Source organism: Psychrobacter sp., from assembly GCF_049295055.1.
In the GTDB taxonomy this organism is placed as follows: Bacteria; Pseudomonadota; Gammaproteobacteria; order Pseudomonadales; family Moraxellaceae; genus Psychrobacter.
The window spans coordinates 1-23,124 of record NZ_JBAQQF010000040.1 but is presented as its reverse complement, the minus strand read 5'-3'; the positions used below and the strand labels follow the sequence as shown (position 1 = coordinate 23,124).

General features: G+C 40.5%; 21 protein-coding genes. 9 read left to right on the top strand and 12 right to left on the bottom strand.

The window, feature by feature from the left end; genetic code table 11:
- Positions 1–386: 386 nt before the first annotated feature.
- On the bottom strand, positions 387–659 hold the full coding sequence (locus tag WAZ74_RS05635; protein WP_422306686.1) for an HU family DNA-binding protein: 273 nt from the start codon (positions 657–659) through the stop codon (positions 387–389).
- Between the two features lie 508 nt (positions 660–1,167).
- Between WAZ74_RS05635 and WAZ74_RS05630 the strand changes: the two genes are divergently transcribed.
- The 8 genes from WAZ74_RS05630 (at position 1,168) to fdx (ending at position 8,671) form a co-directional block, all read left to right on the top strand.
- Entirely contained in the window at positions 1,168–1,815 is a 648-nt protein-coding gene (locus WAZ74_RS05630) for a hypothetical protein (protein ID WP_422306684.1), read from the top strand.
- A 595-nt stretch (positions 1,816–2,410) separates the two neighbouring features.
- Positions 2,411–2,923, top strand: a complete 513-nt coding sequence (locus WAZ74_RS05625) for an Rrf2 family transcriptional regulator (RefSeq protein WP_422306682.1) — start codon at positions 2,411–2,413, stop codon at positions 2,921–2,923.
- Positions 2,920–4,146: an IscS subfamily cysteine desulfurase gene (locus WAZ74_RS05620; protein WP_422306680.1), complete on the top strand. Its 1,227-nt coding sequence runs from the start codon at positions 2,920–2,922 to the stop codon at positions 4,144–4,146. The genes WAZ74_RS05625 and WAZ74_RS05620 overlap by 4 nt, the downstream gene beginning before the upstream one ends.
- Positions 4,147–4,370: 224 nt before the next feature.
- Positions 4,371–4,763: a Fe-S cluster assembly scaffold IscU gene (iscU, locus tag WAZ74_RS05615; RefSeq protein ID WP_422306678.1), complete on the top strand. Its 393-nt coding sequence runs from the start codon at positions 4,371–4,373 to the stop codon at positions 4,761–4,763.
- A 239-nt stretch (positions 4,764–5,002) separates the two neighbouring features.
- On the top strand, positions 5,003–5,323 hold the full coding sequence (iscA, locus tag WAZ74_RS05610) for an iron-sulfur cluster assembly protein IscA (protein WP_025653020.1): 321 nt from the start codon (positions 5,003–5,005) through the stop codon (positions 5,321–5,323).
- A 61-nt stretch (positions 5,324–5,384) separates the two neighbouring features.
- The gene (hscB, locus tag WAZ74_RS05605) at positions 5,385–5,966 is read left to right on the top strand and encodes a Fe-S protein assembly co-chaperone HscB (protein WP_422306673.1); all 582 of its coding nucleotides are present in this window, start codon (positions 5,385–5,387) and stop codon (positions 5,964–5,966) included.
- Positions 5,967–6,365: 399 nt separating this feature from the next.
- Complete coding sequence (gene hscA, locus WAZ74_RS05600) at positions 6,366–8,243, top strand: Fe-S protein assembly chaperone HscA (protein ID WP_422306671.1); 1,878 nt, start codon at positions 6,366–6,368, stop codon at positions 8,241–8,243.
- Positions 8,244–8,332: 89 nt separating this feature from the next.
- Positions 8,333–8,671 carry an ISC system 2Fe-2S type ferredoxin gene (gene fdx / locus WAZ74_RS05595; RefSeq protein ID WP_422306669.1) on the top strand — a complete coding sequence of 113 codons (339 nt, stop codon included), beginning with the start codon at positions 8,333–8,335 and terminating at the stop codon, positions 8,669–8,671.
- Between the two features lie 152 nt (positions 8,672–8,823).
- Here the strand turns inward: fdx and WAZ74_RS05590 are convergent, their stop codons facing one another.
- The 5 genes from WAZ74_RS05590 to WAZ74_RS05570 form a co-directional block, all read right to left on the bottom strand.
- On the bottom strand, positions 8,824–10,245 hold the full coding sequence (locus tag WAZ74_RS05590; protein WP_422306667.1) for an adenylate/guanylate cyclase domain-containing protein: 1,422 nt from the start codon (positions 10,243–10,245) through the stop codon (positions 8,824–8,826).
- A gap of 355 nt (positions 10,246–10,600) precedes the next feature.
- The gene (locus tag WAZ74_RS05585; protein WP_057759208.1) at positions 10,601–11,032 is read right to left on the bottom strand and encodes an HIT domain-containing protein; all 432 of its coding nucleotides are present in this window, start codon (positions 11,030–11,032) and stop codon (positions 10,601–10,603) included.
- 218 nt (positions 11,033–11,250) lie between these two features.
- Entirely contained in the window at positions 11,251–14,988 is a 3,738-nt protein-coding gene (gene mfd, locus WAZ74_RS05580; protein ID WP_422306662.1) for a transcription-repair coupling factor, read from the bottom strand.
- A 385-nt stretch (positions 14,989–15,373) separates the two neighbouring features.
- Positions 15,374–15,889 carry a ribonuclease E activity regulator RraA gene (gene rraA, locus WAZ74_RS05575; protein WP_422306710.1) on the bottom strand — a complete coding sequence of 172 codons (516 nt, stop codon included), beginning with the start codon at positions 15,887–15,889 and terminating at the stop codon, positions 15,374–15,376.
- A gap of 177 nt (positions 15,890–16,066) precedes the next feature.
- Positions 16,067–16,768 carry an NAD-dependent epimerase/dehydratase family protein gene (locus WAZ74_RS05570; protein ID WP_422306660.1) on the bottom strand — a complete coding sequence of 234 codons (702 nt, stop codon included), beginning with the start codon at positions 16,766–16,768 and terminating at the stop codon, positions 16,067–16,069.
- Between the two features lie 486 nt (positions 16,769–17,254).
- Between WAZ74_RS05570 and rpsT the strand changes: the two genes are divergently transcribed.
- A complete protein-coding gene (gene rpsT, locus WAZ74_RS05565) occupies positions 17,255–17,521 on the top strand; it encodes a 30S ribosomal protein S20 (RefSeq protein ID WP_010200097.1) in 267 nt (88 codons plus the stop codon).
- Between the two features lie 129 nt (positions 17,522–17,650).
- Here rpsT and WAZ74_RS05560 read toward each other — a convergent pair whose 3' ends face one another.
- The 6 genes from WAZ74_RS05560 to rpsA form a co-directional block, all read right to left on the bottom strand.
- On the bottom strand, positions 17,651–18,487 hold the full coding sequence (locus WAZ74_RS05560) for a histidine phosphatase family protein (RefSeq protein ID WP_422306647.1): 837 nt from the start codon (positions 18,485–18,487) through the stop codon (positions 17,651–17,653).
- A 173-nt stretch (positions 18,488–18,660) separates the two neighbouring features.
- A complete protein-coding gene (locus WAZ74_RS05555; protein ID WP_422306645.1) occupies positions 18,661–19,458 on the bottom strand; it encodes a metallophosphoesterase in 798 nt (265 codons plus the stop codon).
- A 251-nt stretch (positions 19,459–19,709) separates the two neighbouring features.
- Entirely contained in the window at positions 19,710–20,411 is a 702-nt protein-coding gene (gene pyrF, locus WAZ74_RS05550; protein ID WP_422306643.1) for an orotidine-5'-phosphate decarboxylase, read from the bottom strand.
- A 75-nt stretch (positions 20,412–20,486) separates the two neighbouring features.
- A complete protein-coding gene (locus WAZ74_RS05545) occupies positions 20,487–20,897 on the bottom strand; it encodes a LapA family protein (RefSeq protein ID WP_422306641.1) in 411 nt (136 codons plus the stop codon).
- A gap of 159 nt (positions 20,898–21,056) precedes the next feature.
- A complete protein-coding gene (locus WAZ74_RS05540; protein ID WP_422306640.1) occupies positions 21,057–21,365 on the bottom strand; it encodes an integration host factor subunit beta in 309 nt (102 codons plus the stop codon).
- Between the two features lie 293 nt (positions 21,366–21,658).
- Positions 21,659–23,124 (bottom strand): 30S ribosomal protein S1 (gene rpsA / locus WAZ74_RS05535; RefSeq protein ID WP_422306638.1); only part of this gene is annotated, 1,466 nt, incomplete at its 5' end.

Here is a 23,124-nt window from a genome sequence, read left to right as displayed (position 1 = left end):
AAAAACCATTGTAATACTATTAATAATATAAACGCTATATAAGCAGGCAATGGTAAGAAAATGGTAAAAACAAGAACGTGTGCATTTTATTGTTATAAGACATTGTTATAAGACAAGGCTCATTAAATCGTCCTCGTATAAACAACACATCTATCGCGCGCCCTATGATACGTGATTTTTGACGCAGACTCAAAATATTCACACGATATAATACAAACTATAGCACTAAAAAAAGCACCTAATATCTAGGTGCTTTTTTGCTGCTTCACTCATGGCTTAGCTTATAAGTTAAGCCATGAGTCACTTTCTATCGTTTCACTGCTAACAAACGCTGTTTTTATTCGTGTATCACGTTGTCAACTGCGATTATTTATCAATAGAATGGCTTAGTTCAAGCGCTCTTTTAAGTTTTTACCAGCTTTAAAACTTGGTACTTTACTTGCTGGAATAGCAAGCTCTTCACCAGTTTTAGGGTTACGGCCAGTACGAGCCTTACGGTCTTTTACGCTAAAAGTACCAAAACCAACCAGTGAGATGCTATCACCAGCTTCTAACGCTTCGCCAACACTTTCCATAACAGCATTTAAAGCATCACCAGCTTGAGTTTTATTTAGACCACTTTTCTCAGCGATGCTATCAATTAATTCTGACTTATTCATAAAATTTCCTTCAAGTTTTAGGGGGTAAAAAAAGCTCACGCCAAGCATTGTATCGCTCTCAGAGTACTTAAGCAATAAAAACCACCTGACTCACATATAAACAGGTTTTACTTTGTTAACGTCTTTATATCAAGGCAGCATAAGGAGCGCAAGCGATTTTACATATATTTGTGCACTCTACTACGTATTTGACACCCAATGTTACTTAAATCTTCTGCAATTTCGTGACAAGATCGATATTTTGTATTTATGCTTAAGTCGCTATTATGGTGATTTTTATCTGTTTTATCTTTTAATACCAATCAGCAAGTGTGGCTATAGCCAAACTTATAGTCCCTTAAGTAGATAAATACTTGTTAGCTAATAATTTAGCAACTGACAGAAACTAGGGTTACTTTTTATTATAAAGACGTTACTATAAGCGAAATCGCATTGTACACTTTGGGTCGGTTTTGATCCTTGCTTGTCCTTTTATCTTTAACTTGAACAATAACAACGGATTATTTACATGAAGCGTTCTACGTTGTCTCACTCTTTTCTTAATGTCATTTTGGTGTTTATCGAATCGGCGCTGACCCTGCTGTTACGTTTAGACCCAGAACTTCGTAAAGCCGCTTATCCACTTGCCAAGCAAGGTACTGTCGTCGCGCTTAGATTATATCTACCACATGTGGAAGTATTCGCCACCTTTAGCACCAAAGGCGTGTTATTAGATGACAGACTACCTGTCGGACGTAGCGAGCCTGATGTCGTCATCAACGCTTATAGCATTCAAGTGATCAATGCCATCACTACTCACGATAGCGAAACGACTGAGAAGCTGCAAATGCGCGGTGAATCCATACAAGTGCAGCTAGTTAAGCAATTTATCATGCAGCTAGGTCTAGGTAGCTTGATTCAAGGTTTAATCAAAAAGATTAAGGGTGGCAAAAGCAAGCCTAAGCCTACTGACGCTGAAAAGGCGGATAAAAAAGAGAGCTATAAGCTACGTATTAAAGAGCAGCAAACTCAAATCACTACCTTAACCATTAAAAACCGTGAGCTTGAAACAACTGTCAAAGAACTACAGAGCAAGCAAAAAACCTTTATTATTACAACGGTAATAGCCTCTGTTATTGCTCTTGCAGCAATTATCGCGCTGTTTGTGATGAATTAAGGCTTATTGCACTATCTAAGCACTCCCTGAGCACTCCCATATATAAAAATTCTTTCGAAACTAAATAATTGGTTTTTAATAGCGCTTAATATGACCTAGGCTTAATATGACCTAGAAGTATTAAGCGCTTCTTTTTACTGATTTATTTTGTCCATTTTTTAGCACGGCTAAGCTTTAAAACATACGTAACCAGTCAGACAAATACTATCAATGTCTAGAAACCCTTTAAAAAACCACCTCTTCTGAGGTTTGCCCCTCCTTTCTTCACCCGTCTTTTTTACCATTGTTTTTATCAATCATCGTAATAAGTACGACTAACCATTCAACCACACTTTAATCTTGACTAAATTACTCGGGATTGAGTATAATTAGCTTATCGTTGCACACATCGGGTAAACCATCTGTTGTTTAATAACGATAAAACACCACTTAGTCGATAGATGATTTTTTATTAGAAGTTTGCTTGTGGCACATAAATGATGTGTTTCTAACAGCTATTCAAAATAGCTAGCTTTAAATAATCAGCTTCTAATAATATGACGAGACTAAGATCGTTGTTAAATAAACTTATCATTAAAAGGTTTGGAGATAACATATGCGTTTGACTACTCGAGGCAGATACGCCGTTACCGCTTTACTAGATTTGGCGCTGCAAACCAGCCAACAAGAAAGCGCTGTATCCTTATCTGACATTGCTAAGCGACAATCAATATCTATCTCTTATCTTGAACAGTTATTTTCAAAGCTGCGTAAGCGTGGTTTGGTCACGAGTATCCGCGGTGCAGCAGGTGGCTATCATTTAGCCAAACCACTCGATCAGATAGATGTGATGAGTATCATTTCTGCTGTCGATGAGTCGGTTAATGCAATGCAGTGTGAAGGACGCGGTGACTGCCAAGGTGGTACAATGTGCCTAACTCATGATTTATGGTGCGCCTTATCCAATCATGTTGAGCAGTACTTGAAAAATATAACATTGGCACAATTGTTAGACATGGAGCACGTGCAGTCAGTGTCAGACCGTCAGCACATATTTTCTCCGAAAGACATTTCTACAAAAGATATCAATACTATTACTTTATCGACCAGCGAGGCAAACCCAGCATGAGCCAACATAACAACCTTATATACTTAGATTATGCCGCCACTACGCCAGTTGCTAAGTCAGTCGCTGCCAAGATGAGCGAATATTTGACGGTAGACGGCATCTTTGGTAATCCAGCATCACGCTCACATGGCTATGGCTGGCAAGCTGAAGAAGCAGTAGAAACGGCACGTGGACAAGTTGCTGACGTAATCCATGCAGATCCACGCGAAATCGTTTTTACTTCTGGTGCTACAGAATCTGATAACTTAGCTATTAAAGGTGCAGCGCACTTTTATCAGTCTCGTGGTAAGCACATTATTACCAGTAAAATTGAGCATAAAGCGGTACTAGATACCTGCCGTGAACTTGAGCAAGAAGGTTTTGAGATTACCTACCTTGAGCCACAAGCAAGTACTGGTATGATTTTACCAGAGCAAGTGAAAGCCGCCTTACGTGAAGACACAATTTTAGTGTCACTCATGATGGTCAATAACGAGCTTGGTACGATTACCGATGTCGCAGCGATTGGTGAAATCACTCGTGAAGCAGGCGTTATCTTCCATGTTGATGGCGCACAATCTGTTGGCAAAGTGCTTATCAATATGGAAGAAATGAAAATTGATTTAATGAGCTTCTCAGGTCATAAAGCCTATGGTCCTAAAGGTATCGGTGCGCTATTTGTTAGTCGTAAGCCACGTATTCGTCTAAAAGCAGAGCAACATGGTGGTGGTCATGAGCGCGGTATGCGTTCAGGTACTTTGCCAACGCATCAAATCGTTGGTCTTGGCGCAGCATTTGAGTTAGCCAATCAGCGCTATCAAGAAGACCACGACCATGCGGCAAAATTACGCCAAAAGCTGTGGGATGGTTTACAAGATATCGAAGAGATTTATCTAAACGGTGATTTAGAAAACAGCGTTCCTAATATCGTAAATATTAGCTTTAACTTCGTTGAAGGCGAATCACTGATGATGTCGCTAAAAGATTTAGCCGTCTCATCAGGTTCAGCTTGTACGTCGGCAACGCTTGAGCCATCATACGTATTGCGTGCTATTGGTCGTCCAGACGAGTTGGCACATAGCTCAATTCGCTTTAGCTTCGGTCGCTATACGACTGAAGAAGATATTGATACGGTTATCACCCAAATGCATCAGGCGGTTGACAAATTGCGTGCGCTATCACCACTTTGGGATATGTATCAAGAAGGTGTTGATTTAGACTCAGTAGAATGGTCTGAGCACTAATATTAATTTATTACAAAATAATTTTAATACGAACATAATTATATATTTATAACGATATTTTTATAAAACATAGAAATATCGTCATTAACAGCAAAAACGTAATCAGACAATTATAAATACAGTTTTTATAAATGAAATGTTTGACCCCAATTATCGATGAGCCAGTAAATATTGTAAGTTACCAATCTAAGATACGGCTCATCATCTAACCAGGAGAAAACCCCATGGCCTATAGTGACCAAGTTATTGATCATTACGAAAATCCACGCAACGTTGGCAATCTTGATAAAAATGCCAAAAACGTTGGCACTGGCATGGTCGGTGCACCAGCCTGTGGTGATGTAATGCGTTTACAAATCCAAGTTGATGATAACGGTATCATTGAAGATGCACGCTTTAAAACGTATGGCTGCGGCTCAGCAATTGCTTCAAGCTCGCTCGTCACTGAGTGGTTGAAAGGCAAAAGTTTAGACCAAGCTGGTGAAATTAAGAATAGTCACATTGCTGAAGAATTGGCATTACCACCAGTAAAAGTGCATTGCTCAGTATTAGCAGAAGACGCTATTAAAGCCGCTATTAGTGACTATAAAGGTAAGCATACTTCTGCTGAAGCGTAGTCGTAGTTTAAACGACCCGCTATGTTAATTAGTATATAAGCGCAAGCTGCTAAAAAGTGGCTGACGCCAAGGAGGTGACAATAACGCTTATGTAATTGTCGCCTTTTATTTATTTTAAATGGTTTATTCGACTTATCTTGGCAAATTACTTATTTTTGCCAATTAATGTAAAGTATTTTTTGTATAAATTATTTATTCAGATTTTTTATCTCTATTATTGATAGTTAATAGGAGTTGGCATGATTGAAATGACAGAACGCGCCGCTCAGCATGTTCGAGATTTTTTGGACAATCGCGGTAAAGGTGAAGGTATACGAGTTGGTATCCGTACAGCAGGCTGTTCGGGCTTGGCTTATGTTTTAGAGTTTGTCGATACGCCTGATGAAAATGACACGCGTTACGAAAGTCGCGATGTTAGTATTTTTATTGATCCTAAAAGCTTGGTATATTTAGATGGATTGTTGATGGATTATGAAAAAGAAGGCCTAAATGAAGGCTTTAAATTCACCAATCCCAATCAAAAAGGTGAATGTGGTTGCGGTGAATCTTTTACAGTTTAACCTTTTTTACTGGATAAGATAGAAGCCCTAAAAATAATAAATAAAAATAAAGGCATATGATATGACAGACACTACTCCAGAAGCACAGTTTGACAACTTCTTTGCTCTATTTGAGCAGCCTGTACAATTTGATATCACTCAACATAGCCTTGATCAGCGTCTGCGTCTTTTGCAAAAATACTATCATCCTGATAATGTTGCAAAAGATGTAGACAATCTTGCAAAAACACAGCAACAGTCTGAACAAGCGTCGGCACTGATTAATCAAGGTTATCAAACGCTCAGTGCGCCTGATAGCCGTGCCAGTTATCTATTAGATTTAGCCGGTCAAGCGCAAAATGTAGAGCATTCAATCGCAGATTTGGAATTTTTAGAAGATGCCATGCAAATGCGTATTGATCTAGACGATGCCATTGGCGATAAAGATATGTCAGCGCTGCAGCAGCTACACCCTAAGATTACAGAACGCCTAGCTAAGCAGTCTGAACGTTTTAATAATGCTTATCAAAACCAAGACTGGCAAACGGCAATTGATGCGACTCAGAAATTGAAATTTTTAGTGAAATTAGATGCAGACATCACTATAGGTCTTGATGAGGTCGCCACTACTGAACATTTAGATGATGACGATTTATATGTTTAGACTGGTTGCTTTTACGGGTACCATCTTCAAATAAAGCTGACTTAATCACAACTTCAAATATGTATAGTGGTTTTCTTATGCCTAATGGCTCTTTATAACAGCTTTTTAATTTTATAGAAGCTCCTTAATTTTATACAAGTCTCTTAATTTTATAGAGTTATTTTAATTTAAAAATAGTTATCAATGCAATGAATGACTACTTATTTGGAAGCAATGGTTAAAAAAGTACCACCTATCCCGTATAATCCGTTACGTTGAACGCCTTTAATGGCTGATTTTTACATTAGAATATTTATAGTATGCTGATATTTAGCAGTAAAGATGCAGTGGCTAAATGATATTAGCCTGCATGTTGTATTTGTTTCATTTCACTTATTCATTTTATCTTTGAGTTGTCCTATGTCCTTATTGCAAATTGCTGAACCCAATCAAAGTACTCGTCCTCACCAGCATCGTTTTGGTTTAGGAATTGACCTTGGTACGACGCGCTCACTGGTCGCTGTAGTGCGCTCAGGTAAGGCGCAAGTTTTGCAAGCAGACACAACGACTGATACCTTATTGCCTTCTGTGGTTTATTATCCAAGCACAGGTAAGCCATTAGTTGGCTATGAAGCCCTCGCCCACCTAGCAGATGATCCAAAAAATACGATCATCTCGGCTAAGCGCTTTATGGGTCGTAGCCAAGCGGATATCAAATTTTCACACCCTTATGAGTTAAGTGGTGACAAAGATGCGATGCCAGCTTTTGTGACTGCCCAAGGGGAAGTATCTCCCGTTGAGGTTTCAGCACGTATCTTAGCAGCGCTTCAACAGCGTGCTGCTAGCGCATTGCCTGATGAGAGCATACAAGGTGCTGTGATTACTGTGCCCGCTTACTTTGATGAAGCGCAACGCCAAGCGACTAAAGATGCCGCGCAAGCAGCGGGCATCAATGTACTGCGTCTATTAAATGAGCCTACCGCTGCCGCTGTTGCTTATGGTCTCGACCAGCCTACTGGCATTGATAGCGAAAGTCATTATCTAATATATGATCTAGGTGGCGGAACTTTTGATGTGTCTATTTTGAAATTGAATGATGGCGTTTTTGAAGTGCTAGCAACGGGTGGCAATAGTGCGCTCGGTGGTGATGATATTGATCGTCTCTTAACCAATTGGCTCATCAAACAATTACATATCGATCCTAAAGACGTCAGCCTTCATGATAAATCGATCCTTGCTCAACAAGCTAGAGCTTATAAGCAAGCATTGACTGATACTGAGCAAGTAGACATTAATATCATCGTCAATAAGCAATCTTATCAAGGTGTGTTGCGCCGTGGAGATTTACTCACTATCGCAGCACCGGTAAATAACCGGACATTGAGCGTCTGTGAACAAGTATTACGTGACGCTAAGCTCTCTAAAACAGACTTAGATGAAGTTATTTTAGTTGGTGGCTCTACACGCATGCCTGCTGTTCAGCAAGTCGTTACAGAGTTTTTTGCCAAGCAACCGCTTTGTCGTCTCAATCCAGATGAAGTAGTCGCCTTAGGCGCAGCACAGACAGCGCATCAATTGGTTAACGGTGATAGCGATAACAATCTATTGCTATTGGATATAACGCCGCTATCGCTAGGTCTTGAGACCATGGGCGGTCTAGTTGAAGTCCTTATCCCGCGTAATACACCTATTCCCGTTAAAAAGCGCCAAATCTTTACGACTTATCAAGATGGTCAAACGGGCATGGTCATTCATGTCGTGCAAGGCGAGCGTGAGACAGTAGATAACTGCCGCTCACTTGGGCGCTTTGAGCTTTATGGTATTCCGCCCATGAAAGCTGGTTTTGCTCGTATTGAAGTGACGTTTAGTATTGACGCTAATGGACAGCTAACAGTGAGTGCACAAGAAACGACGACTAAGACTGAAAGTAAAATCGAGATTGTTCCCTCTTATGGGCTGTCTGATGAGCAAAAAGAGCAGTTGCTGATTGCCGGATTTAAATACGCTGAAGAAGACAAAAATGCGCGTTCTTTAATCGAAACTAAAGTAGAGGCTGAACGCGAAGTATTGGCACTAAAATCGGCGCTGAAAGAATTTGCTTCCTTACTCTCACCTGAAGCACAACAATCATTAGCGGACACCATGCAAGCACTAGAAACAACGCTTAATACCAATGATTTAGCACTTATTGAAGCAAAACAAGCACAGCTTAAACCGCATAGTGACGCCTTTGCTGCGCTTATTATGGACCAAAGCGTCAAAGCCAGTATGGCGGGCACTAGCGCAAAAGATTGGTAGCAGACACGCTTAAGAATATTGCTTAGAAACCTTACTAAGCTCACCTTTTAGATTTTATTTTAAATTGATTAGCACTGGACAGACACCTTATGCCAAAAATTACTATACTACCCCATCATGAAATTTGCCCTGAAGGCATTGAAGTCGAGCTAGAAGTGGGCAGCAACTTATGCAAAGCGCTTTTAGAAAAAGGGATAAAAATCGAACATGCTTGTGAGATGTCAAAAGCTTGTACGACTTGTCATGTTGTGGTACGCAAAGGTTTTAATACTCTAGATGAGATGGATGACATTGAAGCTGACTTGCTAGATCGCGCTTGGGGCTTAGAGCCTGACTCACGATTATCCTGTCAGGTCATGCTTGAAGATGAAGATTTAACGATTGAGATCCCTAAATATACGTTAAATCATGCCAAAGAAAACCACTAAATAATGATAGCTTATCGATGAGCGTCATTAGCTAATATGGTTTGATATATTGATAAGCTAACTATATTAAAAAAGCCAGTTATCATTAATAACTGGCTTTTTAGTATTTAAAATTCAAAGCATTACTAATAATTACTCAATGTTATTATTAACTATTTACGATTTTGACTTTCTTTCTGACTGGCTTTAGTGATTTCAATAGCAGCTGCTTGCTCTTCTTGCTCAATACGTTCAAGCGCAATATTTAGACGACTTCTAATATCTTGATAATCGTTATCTTGCATGTCTCTAAAATTTAGATGCAGGTTAAAACCTGGTAACGTGTGATCCACCCATTTCGACAACTTACCTTTATTGGCCTCTGGGTCGAGTACTTGCCAGGCGCTTACTTTACTATCAAAGCCTTTTAACTGAAAAGCGCCAGCATATTCACAGTCGTAATCATGAGAGATATAATCATGCGTACTTTCACTAATAAATATCTCACCCTTACCAGCGACTGCTTCAAGCCTTGAAGCAAGGTTGGCTTCTTTGCCAATTAGCGTATAACTGAGACGATTATTACTACCAAAGTTTCCGACATGACAATAGCCCGTGGTAATACCAATACGTATATCTAGACCATCAAAGCCCATCAGCCGCCATTTTTGTCTTAAAGTGCGCATCTCACGGCGCATATCTATTGCCATAGCCACACAGTCTAGTGCATCTTGACGCGGACCACGGCTATCTGGCTCACCAAAAAAGCACACCATACCATCGCCGATGAATTTATCTAATACCGCACCATGTTTATTAGCGATTAAAGTCATGCAGTGCATATAAGTATTTAAGATATCCGCCAAATTATCAGCGCTTAAGCTATCAGACAGTTCGGTAAAACCGACGATATCTGAGAACATGATGGTCAGCTTAGCCCGTTTATTAGAAACACTCACTGGGCTATCCGCTTTTACAATAGGTTCCCAGATTTGCGGTGGTACAAAACGCGTTAACTTATTAATGACGGAAACCATGGTATTTAATCGCCCAACCGATTGCTGAGCAAGGGCTTCGTAATGAACATAATCATGATATACGCGGCGAAAATGACACAATAGAACCATCATACTTGCCAACAATATGATGCTTGTTATCCAGTCTTCGTGGCAATTTATCTCTGCGCTACTTAAAGTAACACTAACATAATAAAAAATAATGACGGTTACGACTGCTACCGCTATCAGTTTTAGATGATTTTCAGGACGACTAATAATGACACGCAGTCCTATTAATGCCGCCAAACTCAGTGAAATGATAGAACAAAACTGTATTGAGCCAATGACCGCAGATAATAAAATAATAACAATATTCGACGTCCAAAAACTTGTTTGGCGGCGGTAGTTATAAATTAGAATCATGAGACTAGGTAAGCAGACGACGACGAGAAGCGCCATCGAAGTTGGACTGAAATCAAAATGTAAGGCAAGCAGCATAACGCTTAAAATTAAAACAAAGACTTCTGGATAATCAAATCGATAGGCATCCTTACCCTGTATAGATTGTTTTGGGCTTAATGTATTGAAAAATGCCATGGTCGATATTCGCTTAAACTAGGAAAACCATCAGAAGTGTCAATAAAATGAAAATAAGGTAAACAACTTAACTTTTATTTATGAAAGTATTTGGATCTATAAGCGGTAGATGTTATAGGCAGATAATAGCATATAGATTATACGTTTTTATTTATACCTATCCTAGGTTATCGGTACTCAAAAACCTACCACTTGTCATTCATCTTGACTTAAAACTTATTAAAATAGCAGTCGTGACATTTTACTCTTAAGAAAAAAACAACGCCAAAAGCAAAAAAGCCAGATAACTTATATCTGACTTTTTAGGTAGATCACATTTAAAAAAGAATATTAGAAACCGTCAATTAAGACTTTATTACATTTGCCAATCAAATGGCATTTGATGATGACCGCGTAATGCCATCATTAAGGTTTGCTGCATCTGTGCCAACACTTCTTTGGTATAAGGAACCGCTGGCACGCCCCATACTGGATTTGGCCATTGCATATCGTTTTGATAACGAACGATATGATGAAAATGTAACTGCGGTACTTGATTGCCAAGTGCTGCCACATTCATTTTATCTGCTTGAAAGGTTTTGGCAAGTTGACTTGACAACCAGCTCGATTCACGCAAAAACTGTGTTTGGTCGGCTTCAGACAATTCGTATAACTCTTTGATACCTGATACACGCGGCACCAATATCAACCACGGAAATTGACAATCATTGATTAAACGACAGGTCGATAGTGGGAAATCCCCTACTAAAAAACTATCGGCAGCGAGTTTATGATGAAGTTGGAACATAATGACGGTTCTCTTGTTATGAAGCTTAGATAAAAGGATATAGAAAGATAAAATATAATAAGTTGAAAATGGTAAGCTGGAAATATTGAGTTAAAATACAGTATGGCTATTTTATCAGTTATCTAGCCGATAAAATAGCGACATGAGCCATTGCCTTTGCGTTACCTAGCTAACCTACTTAGCTTGTGTCACTGACATGCAGCTATTATCCAACCAATCTAAGCCGACTCTGCCACCATATGCTCGCTAAAATAGTGTAATAGCTCTTGAATCACAGTAACACGCTGTTGCGGCGTTTCAAGTTTATCAGCATTCTGATAACGAATGCCAGATGCTCCATTCATGCGATAGTGCTGACCATTTGCTTGAATCAGTTTAATAATGGCTAAGGCATCGACTGGTGTATCAGGCGCGAATTCTAACGTCATGCTATTGCTATTGGCATCAATCTTATTAATCTTCAGCGGTTCTGCTTGTATGCGCAGTCCATGAATGGCAAATAACTGTTTGGTTTGATCCGGTAATATACCAAAGCGATCAATCATCTCGGTACGGATATCAGTCAGCGCTTCTTTATCATCGGCATTGCTAATACGTTTATAAAATAACAAACGCTGATGTACATCGTGCAAATACTCTTCTGGTATCAACGCCGAGCTATGCAAATTAATCTCACTCGTCAGCGACAATGGTGTATTTAAATCAGGCTCTTTACCAGCTTTAATCGCTTTAGTGGCACGCTCAAGCATATCCATATATAAGCTAAAGCCAATCGCTTGCATATTACCACTTTGCTGCTTACCGAGTATCTCACCAGCACCGCGAATCTCTAAATCCTCACTTGCCAGCATGAAACCTGCGCCTAGCGTATTGGCACGTTCAATCGCATGCAGTCGGCGTTTAGCATCGCCTTTGAGACCCTTGATAGACGGCACGAGTAAGTAACAATAAGCTTGATGATGACTACGACCGACGCGACCACGTAATTGGTGCAACTGAGCCAGACCAAACTTGTCAGCACGCTCAATGATAATAGTATTGGCATTCGGTACATCAATACCGGTTTCAATAATCGTCGAACAAATAAGCACGTTGAATTTTTTATGATAATACTGCTGCATCACTTGTTCAAGTTGTCGTTCTTGCATCTGTCCATGCGCAACCCCTACTCGCGCTTCAGGAACCAACTCACGGATGGTCTCTGCCATGCGCTCAATACTGGCAACGTCATTATGTAGTAAATACACTTGCCCACCACGCAATAACTCACGCAAGATAGCCTCTTTCATTAGTGCTTCTGTTTTTTGCATGACAAAGGTTTTAATCGCGAGGCGGCGAGCTGGAGGTGTGGCAATAATCGACATGTCGCGCATACCAGATAGCGCCATATTAAGCGTTCTAGGGATTGGGGTCGCTGTCATCGACATACTGTCCACATCGGTCTGAATGGCTTTGATACGCTCTTTATGACGCACCCCAAAGCGATGTTCTTCATCGACGATCATCAAGCCTAAATTAGAGAACTTCACATCTGGCTGCAACAATTTATGAGTACCGATAACGATATCCACTTTTCCAGCCGCAAGGTCTGTCAGCACAGTTTCTTGATGCTTTTTACCACCAAAGCGCGATAGTGTTTCGATACGTATGGGCCAATCGGCAAAACGATCACGGAAATTATCCTCATGCTGACCTGCCAGTAATGTCGTAGGCACTAATATGGCAACTTGGTAGCCCGCACTGACCGCAATAAAAGCAGCGCGCATGGCAACTTCTGTTTTACCAAAACCAACATCACCGCAAATGAGACGATCCATTGGTTGGTTCTGCTTCATATCTTCCATAACGGCATGAATAGCATTGGCTTGGTCAGGCGTTTCTTCAAAGGCAAACTGGCTGGCAAATAACTCATATTGCGAGATATCTATTTTAAAATGAATACCGACTTTGGCTTCGCGCCGTGCTTGCATATTGAGTAGCTCAGCGGCGACATCATGGATTTGCTCCAGTGCTTTTTGCTTGGCTTTATCCCACTTCCCGCTACCAATCTTATGCAGCGGTGCCAGTGCGGGGTCACCACCACTGTAGCGATTGATCATTTGCAAATTGGCTACCGGCACGTAAATACTGGCATCATCAGCATATTTTAAGTGAATGAATTCTTGCTCACCGTCACCCACATCTAAAGTAATCAGACCACTGTAGCGACCTATACCATGTTCAATATGGACAACGGGACTGCCTTCTGTTATTTCAGTCACGCTTTTAACCAAGAACTCTTCTGACACACCACTTTGGCGACGACGGCGCGTTTGCAGGACTTGCCGACCAAATAATTGCGTCTCACTAATCAGCACCAAACGCTCAGGCACGTAAACGCCACGCTCAATGGGTGCAACGGTTAGACCAACTTGTGGCAACTTGTTATCTTTAAAAGCGCTTGTTTTACCTGCTGCTAAAAATACTTCAAAGCTGTCATAGGCTTTGATATCAATTTTACCTTTGAACAGCTCAATAAGAATCTCGCGGCGACCCGCTGTTTCAGAGACGATTAATACCGGTGTCGATGTTTGCGCTTGTATTTCTAAAAACTCTAGCAGCTCAGTGAGAGGCTCTGCTTTTTGATGATTCACGGATAGCTGCGGCGGTGCTAGAGCGGTAAGTGTTACCAGACCTTGTTGCTTACTTGGAGCAAGCGGTAATGGTAGCTGTGAGTCTGACTGTTGTCGACGCTCTAACAATAGGTTTTCATTGTCAATTGCGGCGACATCCGTCATCGTCGCTAGCTCATCACGTGCACTCAATATGACTCGTGGATAATGATTGAGATGCTCGTTGAGGGTATTCGATAGCAAATACAACAACTCTGGTGCGACGATGGGTTTATCAATATCGTGACGACGCTCTTCATAGCGACGCTGAATTTGTGACCAATAATCTACCTGCTTTTCATTAATCAATTCATCAGTGATAAATAATGCATCGGTTGGTAAGTAGGAAAATAAGCTGCTTTCTACCTCCCAATCTTTTAAATTAAAAAATAGCGGCTGGTAGTACTCAAGTCCACTGCTAGCAATCCCTGCCATCACATCTTTGTGCAGCTCAAATTTACGGCTACTTGCATTGGGGAACATGGCGGCAAAATTGGTACGGAAAGTCTCACGTCCTTCATCAAGTGGGAATTCTTTCGCTGGCAATATCTGAAATTTCTGAATAGGCTTGGAAATATCTGGCAATTTATGCAGTAGCGACAGTGACTCTTTACCCATACTACTATCGTTACCGCTCATCATTGCTTTAAGATCATCAACGGTCAAAGTACGCTGGGTCTGCGGATTAAAAAATCGAATCGTTTCAATTTCGTCATCGAATAAATCCAAACGCAGCGGAAACGGCTGACCCATCGCAAATATGTCAATAATGCTACCACGTACAGCAAACTCACCCGGCTCAAACACATTTTCAACTGCTCGGTAGCCTGCTTTCGCTAGTAAGCTACGTTGAGTATTGATATCAAACTGATCACCAACACTCAAATCGAAGTGTTGACCAATAAGCCAGCTGGGCGGTGCTACCCGATGCATCAGCGCCTGTACTGATATCAACAACACCCCTGAAGTTGGCATATCCGTCAGTAGGTTAATACGCTCGCTCACGATGTCTTGATGCGGTGACAGCTCATCATAAGTCAGTGTCTCCCAATCGGGAAACACGTAGGCATCAACCCCGCAAAATGCCAACTCCGTCTCTATCTGATTGAGCTGATTTTGGTCGCGTGTTACCACGATTTTAAGACGCTCAGCAACATTCCATAGTGGTGTTTGCACCAAACTTGCTATCCACAAACTACTGACCGCACCATGCACAGGTGCTAGCCAACGCCGCTGGGCATTTTGGATAGGAAATAACTGCTGGTTAATAGGGTCAAAGGCGTCAGTCAAAGCAGTGATAGGCATAGAGGATAGGATCAAAGTTATGAGTCAGAAAGCTATTATACGAACATTTTGGCAATTACCAAAATTTATGCCGTAACGGTTTGTCACTTAACGCATTATTTAATACTTTTACTTAATTTTCTTTTAAAAATTAACTGAAACATAGTCAGTCCTAAATAAAAGAAATACAAATATTATAACGTGCCACTGGTATCAATTTTTCTTGTTTGCTGTGCCTGCGCAGACAGAGGCTGCGAATAATTAATTCCAGTAGCACTATATTCTTTTAAAAGTGCCTCCACTATAGTTAGACAAACTACATTTTTAATTTTAAAAACAGCGTCATTAAACGCAAAAACCTCCGCTTATAAGCGGAGGTTTTTAATTGATATCTATCAACTTAGTTCTAAATTAATGGTTTATCACTAGCAATCATGCCGTTGTTATCTGCATAAATAAACATACCCGAGTTCAAAGTTAAATCACCAAAGCTGATTTCAATATCAGTCTGACCTTCATCGCGGCGATTTGACTTACGCGGAATACAACCAAGCGCCATGACCCCAAGCGCCATCTGTGCCATATCATCGACATCACGGACACAGCCATAAACTACGACTCCTGCCCAACTATTATCTATCGCTGATTGTGCAATCATGTCACCTAGTAACGCACAACGCATAGAACCGCCGCCATCGACGACCAATACCTTGCCATGACCGTCTTTATCTTTGCCGTCGCTGTTGAGTAGTGATTTAACGCGGCTATTATCTTCAAAGCATTTAACCGTGACTATCTCACCGCAAAACCTGTCTTTGCCGCCAAAACTATAAAAGGATTTACCTTCGATATTTGGCAAGCACACCTGTGATTCAGGATTGGCATCCAACAAGTCACAAGTCACGAAATTCTCTTTATTCATTGCTATCGATTCTGGCATATCTAACATATTTGACATAGTCACATTCCTTGTTTTTAATTATTAAGTTATTAGTTATCAAACGTTGAGCATTTATTGCTTTTAATACGATATATACAGTCTTTACTTAGGCTGATTAATTTTTTAAACGCTATTATAAAACTAATGCTCATTTACAGCCTAATGTTTTACTCTTGTCATCGCAAGCATCTGCTTATTTTCGATGATATCAGTCGTTTTAATCATAGGCTCAGTACGGTATTTGCTGCGTTGATAGATATCATGGGCGCTCATCGCCATTGCACTGGCGACACGTTTAGCGGAAATAGGATGCAATGATAATGACTCTGATAATAAAGGTGAGATCAGCTGAAAAGCTTTTTGTCCGATACTTTCAAGTGGACGACCTTTATGTTTACCAAGCAGTAATGAAGGACGGAAAATCACTATTTGTGCAAAATTTAACGCCATAACAGATTGTTCAGTCTCAGCTTTGACTCGGTTATATAAAAATTGACTGTCTATATCAGCATTCATTGAGGATAATAAAAAAAAGTTCTCAACACCTTTGTCTTGGCAAAGTTTGGCAAAATTAACATTATAATCATGGTCGACTTTCCGAAAAGCTTCATCACTACCAGCCTGCTTTTTGGTAGTGCCAAGGCAGCTAAAAGCATCGGTCTTACGGTCAACACCAACGCTTGCAAAGATTTCAGCTAAATTGTCAAAATCATTAACCTGATAAAAGCGCATACTGGCATTAATGTAACGTGGCGGACGCCGTGCGATTACAATTAACGTGTCATACAGCTCACTAAGCTGCTTAACAAGATGCTGCCCTACCAGTCCTGTCGCACCAATTACAATTGCTTTTCGCTGCATATCCTATCCATTTATATAGTGTGAGAAGATTTATAATGATGAGAAACTGGATTTTTTAACATCCATCGATTTAGTATCATACCTAAATTAATGGATAACTGAGGTTATTATGCGGTATTTATTGTAAGAGATTTTATCAGCCAAGGTATTTATTAAGCCCATAATCATGAGTAACGTCTTAATATACATCGAGTAAATACCCAAAAAATCCAGTTGCCCATATGACAGCATAACTTCTTTAAGCATTAATCATCAAATATATTGTTCTAAGCGTGATAATTTGCTAAGATAACCGCCTTTACACGTCAACGCTGTTTAATTATTCCAAACAGCCATGGCGCTTTCGATGATCTATTAGTATTAGATGCTTTAATATTAGACATCGACGTCATATTTGACGAGACGGCTGCTCGTCAAATATGATGGTTAAACCCATTACTGTAATCCACATTCATATTATTATCTGTCTTTATCAAGGAGATTCGCGTGGCTAATACTGCACAAGCTCGTAAACGCGCCCGTCAAAACACCAAACGTCGTCAGAACTCTGCGTCACAACGCTCTATGGTTCGTACTTATTTGAAACGTGTTGATGCGGCAATCGCAGCTAAAGATTATGACGCGGCTACCGAAGCTTACAAAAAAGCGGTACCAGTTCTTGATCGTATGGCTGACAAAGGTATTATTCATAAGAATAAAGCTGCTCGTCGTAAGAGCCGCCTAAACAAAACAATCAAAGGCTTACAAGCTTAAGATTGGTTGCGTTTAGACCGCATGATGCTTTTATAGCATGATAACTAAAACCTTGTTACTGGTTCTAATACCGGGGCAAGGTTTTTTTATGCCTACTCAAAAGCCATTGAACACTTAACATATAGCAGCTTATGTCCATTTTACTTCTGGTGGTAGTAGCAGTTTACTTGGATGAAACCCTGCAGCGCGATAACCATCTAACAAGGTATGAATCGGACGCACATAAACTTCTCCGCGCCAGACAAAATGCGCACTTGCTTGCTCAAATGGTTTATCATCAAACCATAAAAACACCCCTTCCATCATCTTTGGCCAATCGTTCCAATCAATCTCGACGACATCGAACATCACCGCTAAGAATGCAGATAGCAAGGTATCATGACTGACGGCCAGCATAAGATGCCCATGTTGCGGCTGATTTTGATAAAAAAGCGATAAAATATCAAGACCACCTTGATAAGCATTTTTAGTACCTTCAAGATTGCCTTGTAAGAACCGATTAATAAAATTAAGCACACCAATTTCTTTAAATACTGGGTTGGCAATGTCAGGCTCAGTGACTAAGCTGCCAGGCTCAACCAACAACGATTGATGCGAGATAGCTCGCCGTAACCCTGCTCCTTCTTGCATCAGCTGCGCGGTATCGATACAGCGACCAATCGGACTTGAGATACTATCGACATCGAGTGAATATGGCAGATGTCCTGACAACCAACGACCCCAAGATTTTGCCAATACGCGACCTTTAGGTGTTAGTGGTAACTGATAGCTGGCAAAGCCGTTACCATCAGAGCGTTCACGTAGAGAGTGTCTGGTAAATAAAATCAGGCGCTTATCTTCAGGCAATAAGCTCACCGAAGAAATCATACTATCAGGTAGGTGCGAAGGCGCTGGTGCACTCGGAGTGTGGCTCTCAAGCTTCTCAGCGGATAATTTTGGTAGGGTGTTATTAGGATTTTTGCTCATAGTAGCAGCGTAGCAGATTTTTTGACAACAATGAAGACAATACAAATCCAGTTGCAATATAAGCTAGCATGGCTATAAATAAGTCTGCTCAGAGAAATACAGTCAGAGAAGCGTGGTTAGTATTATAAAAATCTCTACTAATAGCAGAGACTTTTATAGCTATAAAACCATCTTTAATTGATATCGACTACTTTGTCCCATGCGAACGCTAACGCTGTACTACTTACCTCATTAGGGTAAGCTCTTGGATTGACAATCACTCGTGTATTGCCAATACGGTAATCGAATGCTTCATGCGTATGTCCATGTATCCATAGTGTCGGTGCCCAATCCTCGTGCATCCATCCCGACAAATCACTGACAAAAGCGGCATTACTCGGTAAATTAGTATACTTTTCAGAGACTGATAGCGGGCTAATACTATGATGACTCATCACCACGGTTTTTTTACCCAAGTCTTTAGCGGTCATTAATGCCTGCTTGAGCCATTGGCGTTGTACAGCATGAATGTGCATCGATACCTCAGGTGAAAATAGCTCGCCGCCAGCATAGATTTGTTTGTAGTCACGCATAAAGCGCGTAGCCGCCGCCATGGTATCTTCGTTAGCTTGATACTGATAATCGGTCCAAAGCGTACAGCCTAAGATTCGTATCTCACCAATATCCATATGCTGGCATTGCAAAAATCGAACGCCTTGCTTCGACTCAATACTATAATTGTCCCAAGTTGCTAACTTTTTATCAAAATGCAGTACATCTTCATTAAAGTATTCATGGTTGCCCGCGATAGTAATTAGAGGGACTTGTAAGCGCGCTGCTTGCTCTTGTAGCCATGGCATAGCAATGTCGCTATTTGCAGTGTCTCCTGCCACTAACACGACATCTGCGTCAGTTTTAGGGATATGTCCCATCGGATGCGACTGACGAGCATAACTATCAATATGTAAGTCGCTCAAAATCTGTAATTTCATATGATCCAATATTATCAATAATACCATTTCCAAGAATTTGCGTCGCAAGGGAAACAAGCGTAAGAGCTACATCTGCTAGATTAAACGAGTTTGAATAGCCAGCCATAATTCTTTGGAATTGGTATGAGCATAAATCTAAGTAGTTTAGCACCTTTTTACCAACTGGCAAAAAGTAAAAAGACAGCGCTTTAGGCTGTCTTTTTGAATGACTTTATCTCGAAATTCTTACTTCTTACTCAATTGTTAATATATCACTCAATACTCTGGAGAATCGTTTGCAGTTTAGCAGCAGGATCTGTGGCTTGGGTAATTGAGCGCCCAATCACCAGATAATCAGAGCCATCACTTAACGCTTGTTTTGGCGTACAAATACGTTTTTGATCGTCTGTACTGTCATCTAGCAGACGAATACCAGGGGTGATAAGTTTGAAATCATGACCACATAAGGCTTTAAGTGTTTTCGCTTCCTGTGCTGAACAAACCACACCATCAAGACCCGCTTGCTTGGTCAATTGTGCCAATCGACTCACTTGTGCATCCAAACCGTCAGTGACACCGGTTTGCCTAAGTGCCTCGTTATCCATAGAAGTCAGGACGGTGACTGCTATCAACAAGGTCTCATAATCACCATCTAACAAGCGCTGTTTTGCCAATGACATTGCATCGTAGCCAGCGCTTGCATGAACGTTTACCATCCATACGCCAAGCTCAGCGGCAGCCAATACCGCCTGTGCGGTAGTATTAGGGATATCATGGAATTTTAAGTCCAAAAATACTTCAAAGTGACGCTGATGTAGTGCTTTTACTATTTCAGGACCACAGCGAGTAAATAGCTCTTTACCTACTTTTAATCGACATAACGCTGGATCTAATTGGTCAGCTAGTGCAAGAGCGGCATCCTTCGTCATGTTATCTAATGCGACGATGACTGGAGAATTAATTGCATTATTCATAGATATGTCACTTTATATCAGGTTTATCAAATTATGGTACATAAAATCATCAGCAAAAGTACATTATTTAACCAATCAAAACTCTCGCTTTTGCTTGGTTAAGCTTGCACCTTCATCCAAATTGTCTGCTGTTGCAGCATGTACATTAACAGCAGTTGCGCCATAGATTGCTTCTTCTACCGTTGGAGAGTTGGCTTGGCGGTCGATAACGACATTGGCTTGTGCTACCTGCTCTTGCAAGTTAGTATTTGCCTTTTGCAGACGCGAGATTTCCCACTTGTTTTGTAGGACACGGAAAATAAGCAACGCTAATAAGATACCAATCACGATACCAAGCATGAGACAAATTATCAGTAACAAGCCTAAGTTCATCGTAGGCGCTTGTGAAAACAGTAAATTCACCCCAATGTCAGTATTATTTGCTAACACCAAACCAAGCGAATAAGCAAAGCTCAAAAACAGTAACACGAACAGTAAGAAGCGCATCAGACGTATCCTTAAGTTTTTAATAGTACAGACAGTTTAACAAAAAACTAAGACTACTAATTGATGATTACGATTATATATTGCCCAGTATTCTGTCTAAGTAGAAATAAACTAATACTTTAATGGTAAAAGTTTTAATCTTCTCAAATCCTAGTTACTTTACTGACCGCTTGCAACTCTAGCATTAACCGCTTCACGTAATGCTTTACCGGGCTTAAAATGTGGAATCGCTTTGGCAGGTACTGGCACACTTTCACCTGTTTTAGGATTGCGCCCCATACGTGCGCGGCGATGATGGAGACAAAAGCTACCAAACCCACGCACTTCGACTCGACCATCATTGGCTAAAGTATGGGTCATCAAATTTAATATTTCACGTACTGCGTCATCGACAATGGTATCTGTCATATTGTCGCAATTCGCACTCAGATTACTAATAAATTCAGACTTGTTAATTGGTTGCTGCATTATCACGCTTGCCTTGTTGATTAATGGATAAGATAACTGTGAGCCAAAATCATATAAATGATTAAATCATTACTAATAAGCATTGGTTTAGCTGCTCATTTATTATTCGGTTTTAGATTCACATCTCGTTACTCAATGTTGCAAATGATAGCGGATATTCATGTAAATGGAAATAAGAGTTTCCTTATTTAGAAGAAATCCTTATACATTATTATCAACACCGAAATTTAATCGTAAAAAAAAGCGACCGGAGTCGCTTTTTTTATATCATAATTATATCAACAGTATATCGCTTACTGCATTTGTTCTTTGATCAAATCACCAATAGTTTTTGGTTGTGCATCAGAACCGGCAGCCGTAGTAGTCGTTGTACTAGTGCTTCCAAGATCTTTAATCGCTTGACGCTCTTCAGCTTCGTCTTTCGCTTTGATTGACAAGCTGATATTACGTGTTTTGCGATCAACACTGATGATTTTAGCTTCAACGTCATCACCAACAGTCAGATGCTTAGTCGCATCTTCAACGCGGTCACGTTGAATCTCAGAGGCACGTAGATACGCTTCAACTTCGTCAGCAAGTTCGATAGTAGCACCTTTAGCGTCTACTTCTTTTACTTTACCATTAACGATAGCACCACGGTCATTGTTGACTAAGTATTCGTTAAATGGATCTGACGTTAATTGTTTCACGCCTAAGCTGATACGGTTGGCTTCTGAATCTACAGACAATACCATTGCTTCAACGGTGTCGCCTTTATTGTAGTTACGGATAGCATCTTCACCAGTTTCATTCCAAGAAATGTCTGACAAGTGAACTAGACCATCAATACCACCATCTAGACCGATAAAGATACCGAAGTCAGTGATTGATTTGATCGTACCAGTGATTTTATCACCGCGCTCATGTTTCTTATCAAACTCATCCCATGGATTGGCTAGGGTTTGTTTGATACCTAAGCTGATACGACGACGTTCTTCATCGATATCAAGAATCATTACTTCAACTTCATCACCCACTTGAACAACTTTCGATGGATGAATGTTTTTGTTGGTATGATCCATCTCTGATACGTGTACTAGACCTTCAATACCTTCAGAGATTTCAGCGAAACAACCATAATCAGTCAAGTTGGTTACGCGAGCTTTCACGACTGCACCTACTGGATAAGTACCGCCAACGTTATCCCAAGGATCAGTACCTAGTTGTTTTAGACCTAGGCTAACGCGATTGCGCTCACGGTCAAATTTAAGTACTTTAACTTTAAGATCTTGACCAACTTCAACAACCTCAGATGGATGCTTGATACGGCGCCATGCCATATCAGTGATGTGCAATAGACCATCAATACCACCAAGATCAACGAATGCACCGTAATCAGTAAGGTTCTTAACGATACCTTCGATCTCGATACCTTCTTCAAGTTTGTTCAATAGCTCTTCGCGCTCAGCTGAGTTTTCAGCTTCCATAACCGCACGACGACTAACAACAACGTTGTTACGTTTTTGATCAAGTTTGATAACTTTAAATTCTAACTCTTTACCTTCAAGATGCGTCGTATCACGGATAGGACGTACATCTACTAAAGAACCCGGTAAGAACGCACGTACTGAACCGATATCTACGGTAAAGCCACCTTTTACTTTGCTAGAAATAATACCTTTTACAATCTCATCGTTGTCAGAGATTTTTTCAAGGAAATTCCAAGTCTCAACGCGTTTGGCTTTTTCACGTGACAGTAAGGTTTGACCCATACCGTTAT